This is a genomic window from Sulfolobus acidocaldarius SUSAZ (assembly GCA_000508305.1).
Lineage (GTDB): Archaea > Thermoproteota > Thermoprotei_A > Sulfolobales > Sulfolobaceae > Sulfolobus > Sulfolobus acidocaldarius_A.
In genome coordinates this window covers 55,736-70,552 of the sequence record CP006977.1, presented here as the reverse complement: position 1 = coordinate 70,552, position 14,817 = coordinate 55,736, and the positions used below count along the sequence as shown (strand labels likewise).

The window sequence follows — 14,817 nt, the reverse complement described above, 5'->3', positions numbered from 1 at the left end:
GAGCATTATTTTCTCCTTCTTATCGTAAATTCAGCTAAGTATTTTAAAGCCTTTCCAGGTATATCGGTCTTAGAGGAGGCTTGATTTAAAGAATCTATAGCATTTTTATAATATTTCTCTGCTAAATTGTATGCATAATCTAAAGAGTATTTCTTAATTATATCTGCTGAGCTTATTAATTCTTCCTTTGAGGCTGACTTATTACCCAACGCCCTTAGGACAATTTTCTTCTCATCCTCTTTACAAAGCTCCAGTGTTTTTATTATAAGTATAGTCTTTTTACCCTCCCTAATGTCACTGAAAACAGGCTTTCCAAGTTCCTTTTCGTCTGCTGTTAGACCTAAGATATCGTCAACAATCTGAAATGCAATACCTAAATTCATACCAAAATCAGACATCAGTCTTACATCATTATCATTAGCACCAGCAATAAGTGCGCCTATGCTTGAGGATGCTGAGAATAATGCAGCTGTCTTACGTGAGATCATGTCAAGGTATTCCTGCTCCTTTATATCAATTCTATCCTCAAATTCCATGTCTACTGCCTGTCCTTCAGATACAATTATTATTGAACGAGTGAAAATATCGAAAGCCTTAATTATGGTTTCACTTGGCAGACCTCTAAGAGCCTGGGTTAAGAGCTGAAAAGCCTTTGCATGTAGTAAATCCCCTGCTAATATTGCTAAGGGTAAGCCATATTTCACGTGAACTGTGGGTAACCCTCTTCTGATATTATCTTGATCCATAATATCATCGTGTACAAGCGTAAAGGTATGAAGAACTTCAATAGCTGCACCTGCATAATAAGCTCTTTCTCTCTGTCCTCCGAATAAATCTGATGATATAGTTAAGATTAATGGTCTTAACCTCTTACCTCCAGATGTAAATAAATGATAGGAGGCTTCATATAGTTTAGGGACATCTCCAGCTATATAGTTCTTAATGATGTCATTTACAGAATTAACAATCTCATTAAAATAGTTGTCAAAGTAACTCATACTCTTCTCTTTCTAACACTCTCAAAAGTAGATAAGCTTATCTCTCTTGACTCCATCCAATCCTTCAGTGGTCCATGTATAACTAGGGGTGTTTTATAGACATCTCTAACCGTCTTACTACCTATCAAAAACATGGCTGCCTTTATCTCAAAGATGACCTGCTGTAAAAATTGTCTCAGAGCTTCTTTACCTCTGATCGCAGCTTTAAGTGCAGGTAGAGCAAAACCACCTATGTTGGCACCTAGGGATATTGATTTTACCACTTCTAACCCATTTCTAACCCCTCCACTTCCTATAACAAAGGCATCAGGAGCTGAAACTCTGGTTTCAATTATTGTTGCGGCAGTAGGAATTCCCCAATCGGAAAATAATTTAGCACTCTCAGCCTTCCAATTATTCCTTCTAAGACCTCTGAACATCTCCACGGCAACCCAACTTGTGCCTCCCTGTCCTGAAACATCAAAATATCTAAAACCATTAGAGTAAAATAATGATACGAATTCTTTTGATAAACCACCACTACTTTCCTTTATTATTATAGGAACACTTAACGCTTTACTTACGTCCCGTATTTTATCGAGAATTTCCATCGGATAGTCGGGCTCTCCTTCCGGTTGAAATACCTCTTGTGAGGGATTAAAGTGAATTGCAATTGCGTCTGCCTCTAGCATTTGAACAGCTTCCTCTATCTGTTTTAATCCATAACCTCTGGTTAGTTGTGGTGCTCCTAAATTTGCTATTATGGGAGAGTTAGGAGCATTCCTCCTAGCTATCTTGAAAGTCTCTCTCACTTCAGGTTTTTCTATTGCTATCCTTTGACTTCCCACTCCCATTGCTATACCTATCTCCTCAATGACCTCAGCAATGATACCATTGATTCTCCCTAACTCATTTGTACCTCCAGTCATGCCCGTTATCATAATTGGAGCAGATATCTTCTTGTTTAAGAACTCAGTTGAAGTATTAATATCAGAGAAAGAGAAACCAGGTAAAGATTGGTGAATTAACCTTACGTATTCCAGGTAATTAGATATATAGCCCTCGACGTTCTCGTAAAGGCAAATCTCTACGTGCTCAACTTTTCTGTTGGTTATCGAAATAAAAACTCACCTCAATACCAGTCACATATTTTAAATCCCATATTAATTTCCATCTATCCTTGGAAGGTATTGAAATTTTATAAAGTGAATTCCATAAGCCGTTTTCCACATTAAATAATCCCAAGTCTTTTGTCTCAGCAAATTCTACAGGGAGTATACCCAAAAGGTGTATTAGTGAGTTATCTATGAACAGAGGAGAGTTTGGGATAGGATACTTGAAGAGCAAAGACGCACTCATCTCTGGCAATGAGACAGGTATAGGATCTTCTCCATCCCTATATAATATACCTGAGCCCATCCTCATAGAAGTGCGTAATGCTCTGATTAAGGGCGAATTATACAATACATCATCAATCATCTTCAAAGTATCCCACATCTCCTCCTCACTCAATGGTAGTTCACATTTTTCTATGGCTTTCCTGAAAAATAATTCTGAAAGATATATGTAGCTTGACGACAAAGGAGTTGGACTTCCTGTGATATCTAATAATACCTTACACTCAAATCCCGTAGCTTCCTTGAAGAGACTCTTAAAATCAGTAAGTAGAGGGGAATCTACTCCTTCTTTTACCTGAGCATCGAAACCTATAAAAGCTGTCAAAATTGGATTATTTACACCCTTTATTGGAATCCCAAAGAGGGACAGAGGTAGATTAATCACCAAACCTCACTGAAAGATAACCTACCACAGAGGATTTATCTCCAGATGTGTCACCTGAAGTGGCGTGCCTTAATACGTATGGTTTCTTTCCAAGTTTTTTAGCTAATATCAGGACAGTCATTATAGGACCATAACCACATGCAGTAACATCTTTCTCCTCTATCACCCTAAATAACCCTTTATAGTCTAGCTTTTGAATTTCATCTATTGCTAAGTTATCCTTTTCAATAGTTTTATCATGTGGCTCATAATGATTGAGATCACTACTGGCTAAAACTACAATGTCCTTCTTACCTGATGATATGAGCTTATAAATGCCCTCAGCTAAACTTTCAGCAACATCTGGTGTTTGCATCATTATAACTACAGGAACAATTTTGAAGTTTTGACCAAACAAATATTGAAGAAATGGTATTTGAACCTCTATTGAATGCTCATATAGATGAGCCCTCTCATCGATATCAATAATCTCAGTTAATTTCACTAATTCAAGTGATACTTCATCGTCTACTGATACTTCTCCCAAAGGCGTCTTCCACTTACCCTTATGCCATATTGAAACATATGAACCTAAACCAGTATGATTAGGTCCCAAAATAATAACGGTGTCTGGAGAACCTTCTAAAGAAAGATGGTAGTATGCATGAGCAGCTACAGGACCACTATACATATAACCTGCATGAGGAACTACGAAAAATCTATTACTTCTCTGTAAAGGCTTCTTTTGAGGAATAGAGGGTAAACTTTTTGGACCCAGATCATGCAAAAAGGACCATTCTATTTGTTTTCTTAACCTAACGGGGTCTGCCTCATAGAAAGAACCTGCAACTGCAGGGATTCTTATCATTCTGTTAGCCTCGTCTCAAAATCCTCAACCCTTAAAGGTATATCACCATCTAAAGGTATCTCCTTCCTTTCTCGTAGAATCTGCCTAGCTAGAACCCAATACAGTAACGCTAAAGACTTTCTACCCTTGTTGTTGGCAGGAATTATTACGTCAATAAAATCTACTCTTGCATCAGTATCTGTGAACGCTACTACTGGTATACCAACTTTAGAAGCTTCCTTTATTGCTTGCAAATCTGTCCTAGGATCTGTTACTATCAATACTTCAGGTTCTATATAATTATCTAGATAAGGATTTGTTAAAGTTCCAGGAGGGAATCTACCACTAATTTCCTTACCCCTTACAACTTCACTAAATTTCTGGACAGGGGTAAAGGCATATGGCCTGGAAGCAACAGTTAAAACAGCCTCAGGTCTGAACCTAGAAATAAACTTGGCTGCCACTCTTAGTCGCTCATCTATTTTTCGGACATCCAGTACGTAAAGTCCCTCTGGTCTTACCCTGTAAATAAACCTTTCCATATATCGAGTGCATGTGTGAGTACCTATGTGAACTCCTGCAGATAAATAAGTGTCCAACGGAACTAATAATTCTATTACTGTCCCTTTCTCTGTCTTTTGAAGTTCAGCCTTCTCCTCCTCACTTAATTCTGTTCCTCTCTCCTTCTCCGACATTTAAATCACCTAAATTGGTCTAGTATAATGTATAATTTCCCTTATAATATTAACGTGGGATAAAAGCATCCTTCTACAACAATACCTATTTACACCAAGCTCAGTTAACACTTTCTCAGGATCCTCTCCAGCCATTACCCTATTACTAAATGGCTCCCACTTATCTGCCACAACAGCACCACATGTAAAACATCTAATCGGAATAATCAAGAAGTTTCACCTGTACGCTTTTTGTCTCCATCTTCTAGCACTGTATCTCATCCACTTCTCAGACTCAGTCTGCCTTGGGTCTCCAGCTAGCATAGTTCTGTCATATGACTTATAAATCTCTACAAGTTCCTTATTATTTGTAAATTTGACTAATGCTCTGGCTAGCGCCATTCTAGCAGCATCAGCTTGACCCATTATACCTCCTCCTTGTGTATATATTCTAGCTTCTATGGAAGAGGTTATCTTGTCTCCAGCCAAGACCAAAGGTTCCATTATTTTATATCTAACTACCTCAATTGGTATGATTTCAATTGGAATATCGTTCACGAAAACTTTCCCATTACCAGGTTTAATATAACAACTTGCCCTAGCAGACTTCCTTCTGGCATAAGTAATCATAAAATTCTGTTCAGCCTGACTCATTGCTTTAACCCACCTAATAATCTTGATAACTCTGCAACAGTTATATATTTACCTTTTAACCTACTAACATCAGCATCGTCAAATCTGACCATAGATTTACCTTCTAGTTCTTTAGGAATCCCAATATATGCTTTGAGATTCCTGTAAATTTGCTTTCCTAATTTATTTTTAGGAAGCATTCCTCTCACTGTTCTCTTCACTATGTTTATTGGATTTCTGGGTCTTCTAATTCCTTGCCTGTAAGGATTTTGCATAGTCTTTACAGTAAATAGAAGTGAGTAGCCCTGTAGAACCCTAGATCTAGGACCACTTATTATTGCTTTTTCAGCATTCACCACATAGACCTTCTTCCCTGACTTCAATAACTTAGCTATGTGGGTTGACATCCTTCCTAATATTTGGTTTGTTGCGTCCACAATAACTATCTCTTCCTGACTACTCATTGCTTCATCAACCTCACAGTTTTACCTTTAAAATCTTTTAACTCCTGAATAGCCTTATACAAACTCATAACCTTACCTCCACTTCTTAATATTTTCTCCTTAGCCGGTTTGGAGAACGAGAGTGCCACTACTGTCACTGGATGATCAAGGTTTCCTACTCCTAATACCTTTCCGGGTACCACGATTATGTCATTTGCCTTACTATACCTGTTGATTTTATAAATGTTAATGTAAGCCCTCTTTCTCCTTGGAGCCTCTAGCTCCTCAGCCACTCTAATCCATATAGCCTTATCTTGTTTTTTCAATGAAGTAATCAACTTTCTTAACATTATGTTAGTACTACCACGGGACATTACTTTCCAGCCTCCAACTTACTCTTTAATTCACTCAACTTACGTAATAAGCTCTTGCTTGCCTCTATTAAAATTCTCTCTGGCTTTAAACTACCTACCGATTCTATTTCTAAAATAAATTTATTCTCTACACTCTCTATAGAAACAGAACCCGCACAATACTTTAAGCATTCTTCACATAGAATGCATGATAACTCGTTCTTTACAACTAGTTTATTATTTTCCATAGCAAAGACACCTTCTGGACAAACCTCCACTGCTTTCTCACAATTCCCTAATACGGTAACTTTAGGATAATACCTGACAATTGAGACAGAAACTGGACTATACTTAATGTGCTCTTTCCCATATCCTAATCGTAATCTAGCTTCTAAACTAATCTTCTGCTTAGAGCCCAATAATACTATTGGGATTGCCCCCGAAACAGGAGTTACCATTTGGTCTTCAGACTTCAAATCTCTGGAGTAAATCATAAGAGGCTGATCTTTAGCCTCTACGTCAAGATATACTCTATTATAACAACCATTACAATTTTCCTTACATTCAGCACACTCCTCAGGTGGTCTATAATGTTCTAAGGCTTCATCTGAAACAAAAGGCACGAGTGCAAGTCTATGAGCTAAAATCTCGTCATACAAAGGACTATTGTTTTCTATAAAATAGACCTCATCCACAGCCATAACAGGTACATATAAAATTGATGCTCTCCTTATAGAGTTTACAAACTCAAGGGGATAATTCTCTAACACTAACCTAAGCCTTAATCCATTTCTTTCGATTAAAGAAATAGGCATAGCTTAACACGTTAAACTCTTCTTCCTCTTCTTCCACCAGGTCTCCTTATGGTATCATGAGGTAATGGCGTAACGTCTTCAATTCTTCCAATTATAAATCCAGCTCTTGCTAATGCCCTTATAGCCGGTTGAGCTCCAGGTCCAGGAGTCTTGGAACCGTATCCACCCTGTGCTCTGACCTTTATATGTATAGCACTAATACCCTTATCAAAGGCATCATTTGCAGCCTTATTCGCAGCTAACATTGCAGCATATGGCGATGGTTTTTCTCTATCAGCCTTAACTACCATACCACCTGATGCCTTAGATATTATCTCTGCACCTGTAATATCAGTTATTGTTATTATTGTATTATTCTGCGAGGCATATATCCTCGCATTTCCCCATCTAATTTCACGCCTGCTCGACATTTACCTCACCTTGTGACGGTGGATTCTGTTTGAAAGGAGAAGTTGGATAATAATCTATTAAGTCCTCCTCTCCCCTCAAAACTACATAACCTGGAGAAGTAACTTTCCTACCACTTATGGCTATATGCCCATGTGTTATTAGTTGCCTAGCCTGATATATTGTTCTTGCGAGACCCTTCTTATATACAATGGTCTGTAGTCTTCTTTCAAGGTAATTCTCCTCAGTTAAGCTCAGAATGTCATCAAGTGTAGAGTTGTCCTTCTCTAATATACCCATCCTATAAAGCTTCTGTATCAATTGCTTCTCTCTAATGTTCCTCTCTGCTGGTGGTAATGCCAGTAAAGATCTCGCTTGATGCCTGAAGTTTCTAATCATAGTCTGTGCTATCCAGATCTCTTTCTTATTTCTAAGCCCGTACTTACCTATTAGAACTTGCTCCTTACCTAGGTTTATCTTTATCCAAGGATGGCTAGGACCCATCCATTTTTTCTTACTCTTTCTGGGATCTCCCATCTAAATCACCTAAGAGTTATTTCTTTGCTTCTCCACCCTCTGCGGGTCCAGCTGGCTTTGCCTGCTGTTGAGGCTGACCAGCTTTTGCTCTTCTTACACCTATCGTGGCACCAGTTCTTCCGGTGGTTCTAGTTCTCTGACCTCTGACCTTAAGACCTAAACTATGTCTCACACCTCTCCAGCTCCTACTTCTCCTCTCCCTCTCAATATCATTTCTGACGTAAAAGATCAAATCAGAGGTCACCAAATGCATATCGGCTCCTGATTCGTAATCCTTCTGTCTGTTATAAATCCAGTTAGGGCTTTCCGGAATAATTTTGTTGTTTAACAAATTCTCAATCTTCTTTATGTCCTCGTCTGATATTTCACCTAATCGTTTATCCTTATCAAGATTCAATTTACGAATAATTATCATAGCAGTATTATACCCTATACCCTTAATCATGGCTAAGGCATAAGGAAGCTTCATAGTTCCATCTACGTCTTGACCAAAGAGCCTTACTATGTACTTGAACTGCTGTTGAGACATAAATATCTACTTGTAAACCTAAACTATTAACTCGCTTTTAAAGTTTTCAATACTTTTTCCATCTTATCCTTCACCTGCTCAAAGGATGTTTCCAAAGCTTTCCTAATATCACCAATAGACAAAGGAGAATAATTCCCTATAACTCTTTTAACCGGTGTATACGCAGACTCTCTGAAATTCATTATTAAAGGTTTACCTTCACTAGTAATCAATGGCGAAACTTGTCTTTGAACTACTTTTCCAATTATCTCCGCATTAATACCTTTGCCTTTTAATCTACTTACAACTTCATTACCTTTATCAGTGAATATGAGTATAGAGTCTACAGATAGACCGAAAACATCTATCTGCAGTTCATTAAGCATCTTTAGCACTTTATTGTTTACCAACCTCAGGAAAGATTCTGTGTTTATGGCTAATGATAAGTTTTCAGGCAACTCATTTGCAGTAGCCCTTATACCGCCATTTGTAACATCAGTCATACTATCTACTAAATCATACATTTCTTCAGAAACTATTTTACAGGTAATCAGATCTTTAATAGAAATAGTTTCTTTTACCACATCGTAATACCCATTATATATTGCAGTTGTAGCAATTGTTCCTCCACCAGATCCTTCTGTCATTACAATATCCATATTCTGCTTAATCGAGTTCCTTCCAAAGTATTTTTTATGTATCACACCTATCGCACCAACTCCTCCACTAATTCTCTCACCTATTACAAGATCTCCCCCAATTCTTAGCGTACTACCCGAGAGAATGGGCACATTAAGTGACTCTGCAACTGATAATACGCCAGCCTCAAAGTCCAATAACATCCCTACATCGCTATCATCAGATAAATGTATGTCAATGAGTATCCCTATTGGTCTTCCACCTTTCACCATAACATCTCTTAATGATGCTCTCGTTGCATGAAAGCCAGCAAGAAAAGGGAAATATGAAAGCCTAGAATGAATACCATCTATTGAGGCAACTATCCCCTCTTCCGTGACTCTTGCGTCTTCATATGCTCCTAGCTTACTAAGTTGAAGTATCTTTTCATGAACTATGTGATCACCTAAACCCCTAGAACCAAGACCTGCTTCTCCTGCTCTGACCCCTGTAACGGGATACTTAAGTAATTTATCTTTGTTTTCTGCTTCAAGGGATCTCCTTGCCTCTTCAACTACTGCGTCTACTAATTCCTTTATGAAAGGATACCTGTCATCTTTATAGAACGAGATCTCCTCTCTTAATTTTCGTCTAGCGCTCTCTAGATCAGGAATTAATTTTCTAGCAATCCCTTCAAGATCCATGAAATATAATAATTTCCTGACATATTATAAGCTTATGAAGATAATTACTCATGAGTTTAATGTTAGAACTAAATCTAGGTTTGAAAGTGTAGACATAACAGAACACATAAGGGAAAGCATTAAGGGAATCAAAGATGGAGTGGTGTATGTTTTTGTGAAACACACAACATGCGCATTAATCGTTAATGAGGCTGAAAGTGGTTTAATGAAGGATTATCTTGAATGGGGTAAGAAACTTGTCCCACCTGATGGCATATTTGAACATAATAACATTGACAATAATGGACATGCACATATTATTTCCTCTATAATTGGGAACTCCAGGGTCTTGCCAATAACGAATGGAGAACTAGATTTAGGGACGTGGCAAAGGGTCATTCTTTTGGAATTTGATGGACCAAGGACTAGGAGTATATTAGTAAAGGGTATCGGAGAATAATAGCTTTTTTACTACTTAGTATGTAAATATTAGTGGGTTACCAGAATGCCACCCGCTTACTTCTCTATTTTCGAAAAGTTAGGATATTGCAATAACTCATCATGTGTAGAAAAAATAGTTGATGAGTATCTAAAGTCTATCATTAATACTAGCACTAGAATTGACGTTTCTGGATTGAGTAAAACTAATAATCAGGTGAAATTTGCGTTTAGTGATGATGACGAAGAGGAGATGGATGAGAAGGAATTCTTTAATTTCTATAAGTTTACAGAGACTTTAGTCGAGAAAATTATTCAGAACGAAATTGATATAGATTTGATCGTATATGATCTAGAAGAAAAACTTGGTAAATCGCACCCGATTGTAATATTCTTGAAGCAAATAATCGATGAATAGGGTTTTTTATTTGTTATGCCTTCATTTTTTAAGGGGATGCTTATTTGAACATAGATGAAAAAATTAAATTAATTACTAGAAATACTGATGAAGTAATAACTGTAGATGAACTGAGAAAAAAGTTAGAAGAGAACAGTAAATTAAAGGGTTATATAGGCTTTGAACCAAGCGGCTTATTTCACATTGGTTGGCTTATTTGGGCTCAGAAACTGAAAGACTTAATTAAAGCTGGAGTAGACATGTCAATCCTCGTGGCAACTTGGCATGCAATGATAAATGATAAGCTTGGAGGAGATCTAGAGAAAATAAAACTTGCCGGTAAATACGCATTAGAAGTACTTGAAGGATTTGGAGTTGACATGAGTAAATTGAAAGTTGTTTATGCAGAAGACTTAGTGGAGAATATTGATTATTGGAGCTTAGTGGTAAAAGTTGCAAAAAATACTAGTCTTGCAAGAATGAAAAGAGCACTAACTATAATGGGGAGAAGATCAGAGGAAGCTGAGCTTGATACCTCAAAATTAATTTATCCTGCAATGCAAGTTTCCGACATATTCTTCCAGGATCTTGACATAGCTTTAGGTGGTACAGATCAGAGAAAAGCCCATATGCTGGCAAGAGACGTGGCAGAAAAATTACAAAGGAAAAAAGTAATTGCAATTCATACACCTCTTCTAGTCGGTCTCCAAGGAGGTCAAAGAATGAATACAGAAGGATTAGAGGAAGACGACTACTTAGCCACTATAAAAATGAGTAAATCTAAACCTGAAACTGCAATATTTATTCATGACTCACCAGAATTAGTTGAGTCTAAACTAAAGAATTCATATTGTCCAAAGGGAGTAGTAAACGATAACCCTGTTCTTCAGATAAACAAATATATAATTTTTGGAGAACAAGGTGTAACGTTGAAAATAGAGAGAGATGCCAAGTATGGTGGAGACATAGAGATAAAATCATACGAAGAACTAGAACGCATTTTCATTGAAGGTAAATTGCATCCGTTAGACTTAAAGCTAGCTACGGCAAGAAAATTAAATGATATACTAGACCCTATAAGGAAAAGAATAAGCTCCAAGTCACAATTCGTAGATCTGATATCAAGTATAGAAAAAAGTATAACTAGGTGAAAAAGACAAATGAAATACAACATAGTGTTTAAATTTAATGTTGAGGGGATAGTGGATAAACCCGATGTTATAGGTGCAATCTTCGGACAGACTGAAAATTTATTTGGCGATGATTTTGACCTCAGAGAACTTCAAGACAAAGGTAGATTAGGTAGAATATCTGTAGATTTATCAACTAGCAAGGGAAGATCTGAAGGGACAATAATTATTCCCTCAAATCTAGATAAAGTTGAAACCGCTTTAGTCGCTGCTATGATAGAGAACGTGGATAAAGTAGGTCCATACAATGCTGAATTCAAACTAATTGACATAGTTGACATTAGAGAGGAAAAGATAAAAAAGATAATTGGTAGAGCTAAAGAAATTTTAGGAAGTTGGAGTAGAGAAAAAACCTTAGATATAAGAGAAGTAATTAACGAAATAACGTCCTCTGTAAAGACAGGAGAATTGACAGAATACGGACCAGAAAGACTGCCTGCAGGACCAGATGTAGACAAGGACCCCGAACTGATAATAGTTGAAGGAAGAGCAGACGTAATAAATCTATTAAGATATGGATATAAGAACGTTATCGCAGTTGAAGGCGCCACAGGGAAAATACCTCAAACTCTTGTTGACCTTACAAAACAGAAAAAGGCAGTAATAGCGTTCTTAGATGGAGACCATGGTGGAGATTTAATACTAAAGGAACTACTCTCTAGCAACATAAAATTGGATTATGTGGCTAGAGCACCTACAGGAAAAGAAGTAGAAGAGTTAACAGGAAAAGAAATAGCCAAATCACTTTCAAATATGCTTACAATAGCACAATACATAAAGAAACAACAAGAGGCTCAACAGGCGATAAAACAAGCACTTGCTACTGAGACTACAACTACTGCAGTTACAACTACATCTACACAAATACAAGTTGAAGTTAAGCCTGAAGAGAAGAAAGAAATACAGATAACTGTACCTGCACAAATAATAGAAGAGATAAAGAAACTACCAGGAACTTTAGAGGGAATTTTACTAGACGAAAACTGGAATATAATTGAAAAAATACAGGTTAGAGACATAGTACAGAAACTAGAAAATATTAGCGCGGATAGTATTAGGTACATTGTATTTGATGGTGTTATAACTCAGAGATTAGTGGACCTAGCTTCAGCCAAAAACATAAAAATGCTAATAGGTGCACGAATTGGAGGAATAAATAGAAGACCAAAAGAGCTTGAGTTATTAAGTTTCAACGACATTATTTCTTAAAAAAATTCAAAACATCAGTTCCCCCAAATTTAAAGGTATTTTCTTTTACCCCAAATAACCCCAGAACTTTTAATGCACTGGGTATTATCTGCTTATCAATATAATATTCAATATCAACTTTCGATTTTTCCTTAACCATAAAATATGGCTCAGCCCTATTACTAAGCCTACCTGAACCCTTGACTATCACATAACCTATCTTAGAACCTCTAGTTACTAAATGTCCTGATTTCATAGCTTTTCTAGCAGCAACAATATGAGGCAAGTCAAACTTGTACTCTTCTATGTCCTTATCTATAATATTCCATGTAACAAGATCTTCTATCTTAAACTCTCCCCTTCTCAACGAATATATGACACTCTTGACATATCTTACAGCTTCGTTGATCTTGTCGTTTCTCAGCACCTGGTCTACTACGTTTTGTAGAACTTCTTTAGCAAGATCACACCAATTATTCCTATAATCCTCAATACCAACCATATCCACCTTATTACCTTTAGTAAGAGCTGCGTACTGTTTCTTGCCCTCTAATAGAATAAGTTTAGTATAGAATTTATTAAATTTGAGATTAAAGCTTAACTTATTGGCTATGTCTTCTTCCAACTTCTTAGGATCATTTTCGCCTTTAAAAAACATTAAGTCAGTGTCTGCATAAATTACTTGAAAACCACTCTCCTTAACGATTTTTAGAATTTGTAGGATAAGTTCCCTTCCCCATTCAAATAATCCTTCGACACATTCTCTAACATACCATCTAGCATTGGTCCACCTTATATAGTCATAGAATGAATTTAATATAGACCTTAAAGCTCTTAATTCTTCTTCAAACCTCCTCCTCTTCTCAGCGTCTAAAGTCTTTATGATCTCTTCTCTTCTTTCAATCTCTGTCAAAAGATTTAAGAGAACATTTTGATAAAGACCTCTAATATCCTTTCTGAACTTGTAATTACCATTCAAAGAGGTCCAGCAATCACTACAATCTCCTCTGACTAGGGTATCGGGGCTTATATTATATTTAAAAATGATGGAAGGATATATGGTTGAGAAATCTAGTACGTAGACGTTATTATGAAGACCAGATACTGGAGGGATTATAATACCTTCATCAGAGGCTTCAGTTCTCCTATCTTCTCTATTTGGTATAAATTCATGATATTTCTTGGACTCTCTAACTAGAAGCCATTCAATTCTGTGTCCTGAACTAGCCATGGAAAGTTGATCTAAAGGCAAGCCAGTGACTTTAACAAGTTGGATGAGGTAGTGAAGATTAGACTGACCTATATCATAAATTGATTTTATATTAGATAAGTTATATTTCAGGAGAATTTCCCTCTTACTCTTATCATCCCAGTACTTAGGTACTTCATACCATTCTAATATTTCTCTCTTATTCTTTGGCATAACACCCAGATTATCCGCGAGATCTATTAGACTCTTACTTCTAGATGAGCAAAAAACACCCGCTAAATCTACGTTTAGTCTACCTGTTACCGAATAGTGACCATAGACTCCTTGTGACGGCTCACTATTAAGTTTCCTACCTATTGCAACTTTAATCCCTCTTAATTCTGCTCTTTCTACAAGATATCTCCAGTCAAACGAATTAGAATTATAACCAAAAATTATATCCGGCTCAAAATCATTTACAAACTTTATGAATTCTCTTATTACATTTATATCGTCATAATCCGAGGATATGAATTGTTTATACCCATTTTCAGTATATACACCTATTATAATAATAGGATCTCTTCTTGTGTTGGGAAAACCATACTTATTATAAACCTCTATGCTGAACGCCATAGTTTTAAGCCTAGGTTCCTCCGCCTCATATATTTCTAATATGTCTTTAATCAAATACAGTTTCTCCGATTTTACCTTGAAAACCTCCTTCGATTGAATTTCCTCCACGTCAGCCTTAATCCAGTAAAATGGTCTTATTCCCTTGTCTATTGAATACCTCATGTAAAATCTTATATCAGCCTCTAGTACATTCTTTACACCTTTAATTTTAGATACCTCATCTCTATATATCCTCACATATGCAGGAACTACAGTCTCTATCTTTAATGATTTTAATGGATTACCAAAGTACTTTCGATCAGTCTCAATTTCTATATTCGTTATAGGAGAGGAGGGCTTACTTAGTTTCTTTATCTCAGAGATCACCTTAGATACGTCTTCTCTATCATCTACCACGGCATAGAAATATGGTCTAAAGTTCTTCTCTACTAGTGTAACTCTGTTACCTTGTCTATCTATCGACCAAATAAATATAACGGGTATGTTATCAACAACATCATATGAAAAGTCTAATACAAAGAAATCCTCTAACACACTGATTAT

At 36.7% G+C, this 14,817-nt stretch carries 19 protein-coding genes; 4 read left to right on the top strand and 15 right to left on the bottom strand.

Annotation, left to right across the window (positions count from 1 at the left end; all coding sequences use genetic code 11):
- Window positions 1–5 precede the first annotated feature (5 nt).
- Genes SUSAZ_00445 through SUSAZ_00375 form a run of 14 tightly spaced genes read right to left on the bottom strand, consistent with a single transcriptional unit; the run spans window position 6 to window position 9,257 of the window.
- Window positions 6–998 (bottom strand): geranylgeranyl pyrophosphate synthase, encoded by a 993-nt coding sequence (locus tag SUSAZ_00445; GenBank protein ID AHC50614.1) that lies wholly within the window; start codon window positions 996–998, stop codon window positions 6–8.
- The gene (locus SUSAZ_00435) at window positions 995–2,098 is read right to left on the bottom strand and encodes an isopentenyl pyrophosphate isomerase (GenBank protein ID AHC50613.1); all 1,104 of its coding nucleotides are present in this window, start codon (window positions 2,096–2,098) and stop codon (window positions 995–997) included. Before SUSAZ_00435 ends, SUSAZ_00445 begins: the two co-directional genes overlap by 4 nt.
- On the bottom strand, window positions 2,073–2,759 hold the full coding sequence (locus SUSAZ_00430; GenBank protein ID AHC50612.1) for a hypothetical protein: 687 nt from the start codon (window positions 2,757–2,759) through the stop codon (window positions 2,073–2,075). Before SUSAZ_00430 ends, SUSAZ_00435 begins: the two co-directional genes overlap by 26 nt.
- Window positions 2,752–3,606 (bottom strand): hypothetical protein, encoded by an 855-nt coding sequence (locus SUSAZ_00425; protein ID AHC50611.1) that lies wholly within the window; start codon window positions 3,604–3,606, stop codon window positions 2,752–2,754. The genes SUSAZ_00430 and SUSAZ_00425 overlap by 8 nt, the downstream gene beginning before the upstream one ends.
- Complete coding sequence (locus tag SUSAZ_00420) at window positions 3,603–4,280, bottom strand: 30S ribosomal protein S2 (protein ID AHC50610.1); 678 nt, start codon at window positions 4,278–4,280, stop codon at window positions 3,603–3,605. The genes SUSAZ_00425 and SUSAZ_00420 overlap by 4 nt, the downstream gene beginning before the upstream one ends.
- A 9-nt stretch (window positions 4,281–4,289) precedes the next feature.
- Entirely contained in the window at window positions 4,290–4,490 is a 201-nt protein-coding gene (locus tag SUSAZ_00415) for a DNA-directed RNA polymerase subunit N (protein AHC50609.1), read from the bottom strand.
- Window positions 4,491–4,496: 6 nt separating this feature from the next.
- Window positions 4,497–4,913 (bottom strand): 30S ribosomal protein S9, encoded by a 417-nt coding sequence (locus tag SUSAZ_00410; protein ID AHC50608.1) that lies wholly within the window; start codon window positions 4,911–4,913, stop codon window positions 4,497–4,499.
- On the bottom strand, window positions 4,910–5,356 hold the full coding sequence (locus tag SUSAZ_00405) for a 50S ribosomal protein L13 (protein ID AHC50607.1): 447 nt from the start codon (window positions 5,354–5,356) through the stop codon (window positions 4,910–4,912). The genes SUSAZ_00410 and SUSAZ_00405 overlap by 4 nt, the downstream gene beginning before the upstream one ends.
- Window positions 5,353–5,709, bottom strand: a complete 357-nt coding sequence (locus SUSAZ_00400; protein ID AHC50606.1) for a 50S ribosomal protein L18 — start codon at window positions 5,707–5,709, stop codon at window positions 5,353–5,355. The genes SUSAZ_00405 and SUSAZ_00400 overlap by 4 nt, the downstream gene beginning before the upstream one ends.
- Window positions 5,709–6,503: a DNA-directed RNA polymerase subunit D gene (locus tag SUSAZ_00395; GenBank protein AHC50605.1), complete on the bottom strand. Its 795-nt coding sequence runs from the start codon at window positions 6,501–6,503 to the stop codon at window positions 5,709–5,711. The genes SUSAZ_00400 and SUSAZ_00395 overlap by 1 nt, the downstream gene beginning before the upstream one ends.
- An 11-nt stretch (window positions 6,504–6,514) precedes the next feature.
- On the bottom strand, window positions 6,515–6,913 hold the full coding sequence (locus tag SUSAZ_00390; GenBank protein AHC50604.1) for a 30S ribosomal protein S11: 399 nt from the start codon (window positions 6,911–6,913) through the stop codon (window positions 6,515–6,517).
- Window positions 6,897–7,427, bottom strand: a complete 531-nt coding sequence (locus SUSAZ_00385; GenBank protein ID AHC50603.1) for a 30S ribosomal protein S4 — start codon at window positions 7,425–7,427, stop codon at window positions 6,897–6,899. The genes SUSAZ_00390 and SUSAZ_00385 overlap by 17 nt, the downstream gene beginning before the upstream one ends.
- A gap of 16 nt (window positions 7,428–7,443) precedes the next feature.
- Window positions 7,444–7,956 carry a 30S ribosomal protein S13 gene (locus SUSAZ_00380; GenBank protein ID AHC50602.1) on the bottom strand — a complete coding sequence of 171 codons (513 nt, stop codon included), beginning with the start codon at window positions 7,954–7,956 and terminating at the stop codon, window positions 7,444–7,446.
- Window positions 7,957–7,982: 26 nt separating this feature from the next.
- A complete protein-coding gene (locus SUSAZ_00375) occupies window positions 7,983–9,257 on the bottom strand; it encodes an AIR synthase (GenBank protein AHC50601.1) in 1,275 nt (424 codons plus the stop codon).
- Between the two features lie 34 nt (window positions 9,258–9,291).
- Here SUSAZ_00375 and SUSAZ_00370 point away from each other — a divergent pair, with 34 nt between their 5' ends.
- From SUSAZ_00370 to SUSAZ_00355, 4 genes are read left to right on the top strand one after another with little or no spacing between them, the layout of a single operon-like run.
- Window positions 9,292–9,696 carry a hypothetical protein gene (locus SUSAZ_00370; protein ID AHC50600.1) on the top strand — a complete coding sequence of 135 codons (405 nt, stop codon included), beginning with the start codon at window positions 9,292–9,294 and terminating at the stop codon, window positions 9,694–9,696.
- Between the two features lie 45 nt (window positions 9,697–9,741).
- The gene (locus tag SUSAZ_00365; protein AHC50599.1) at window positions 9,742–10,092 is read left to right on the top strand and encodes a hypothetical protein; all 351 of its coding nucleotides are present in this window, start codon (window positions 9,742–9,744) and stop codon (window positions 10,090–10,092) included.
- 44 nt (window positions 10,093–10,136) lie between these two features.
- A complete protein-coding gene (locus SUSAZ_00360; GenBank protein ID AHC50598.1) occupies window positions 10,137–11,222 on the top strand; it encodes a tyrosyl-tRNA synthetase in 1,086 nt (361 codons plus the stop codon).
- A 9-nt stretch (window positions 11,223–11,231) separates the two neighbouring features.
- Window positions 11,232–12,470 carry a DNA primase gene (locus tag SUSAZ_00355; GenBank protein ID AHC50597.1) on the top strand — a complete coding sequence of 413 codons (1,239 nt, stop codon included), beginning with the start codon at window positions 11,232–11,234 and terminating at the stop codon, window positions 12,468–12,470.
- On the opposite strand, the gene SUSAZ_00350 is transcribed toward SUSAZ_00355, so the two are convergent.
- On the bottom strand, window positions 12,460–14,808 hold the full coding sequence (locus SUSAZ_00350; protein ID AHC50596.1) for a DNA polymerase: 2,349 nt from the start codon (window positions 14,806–14,808) through the stop codon (window positions 12,460–12,462). The two genes, SUSAZ_00355 and SUSAZ_00350, sit on opposite strands and share 11 nt — an antisense overlap.
- Between the last annotated feature and the right edge of the window lie 9 nt (window positions 14,809–14,817).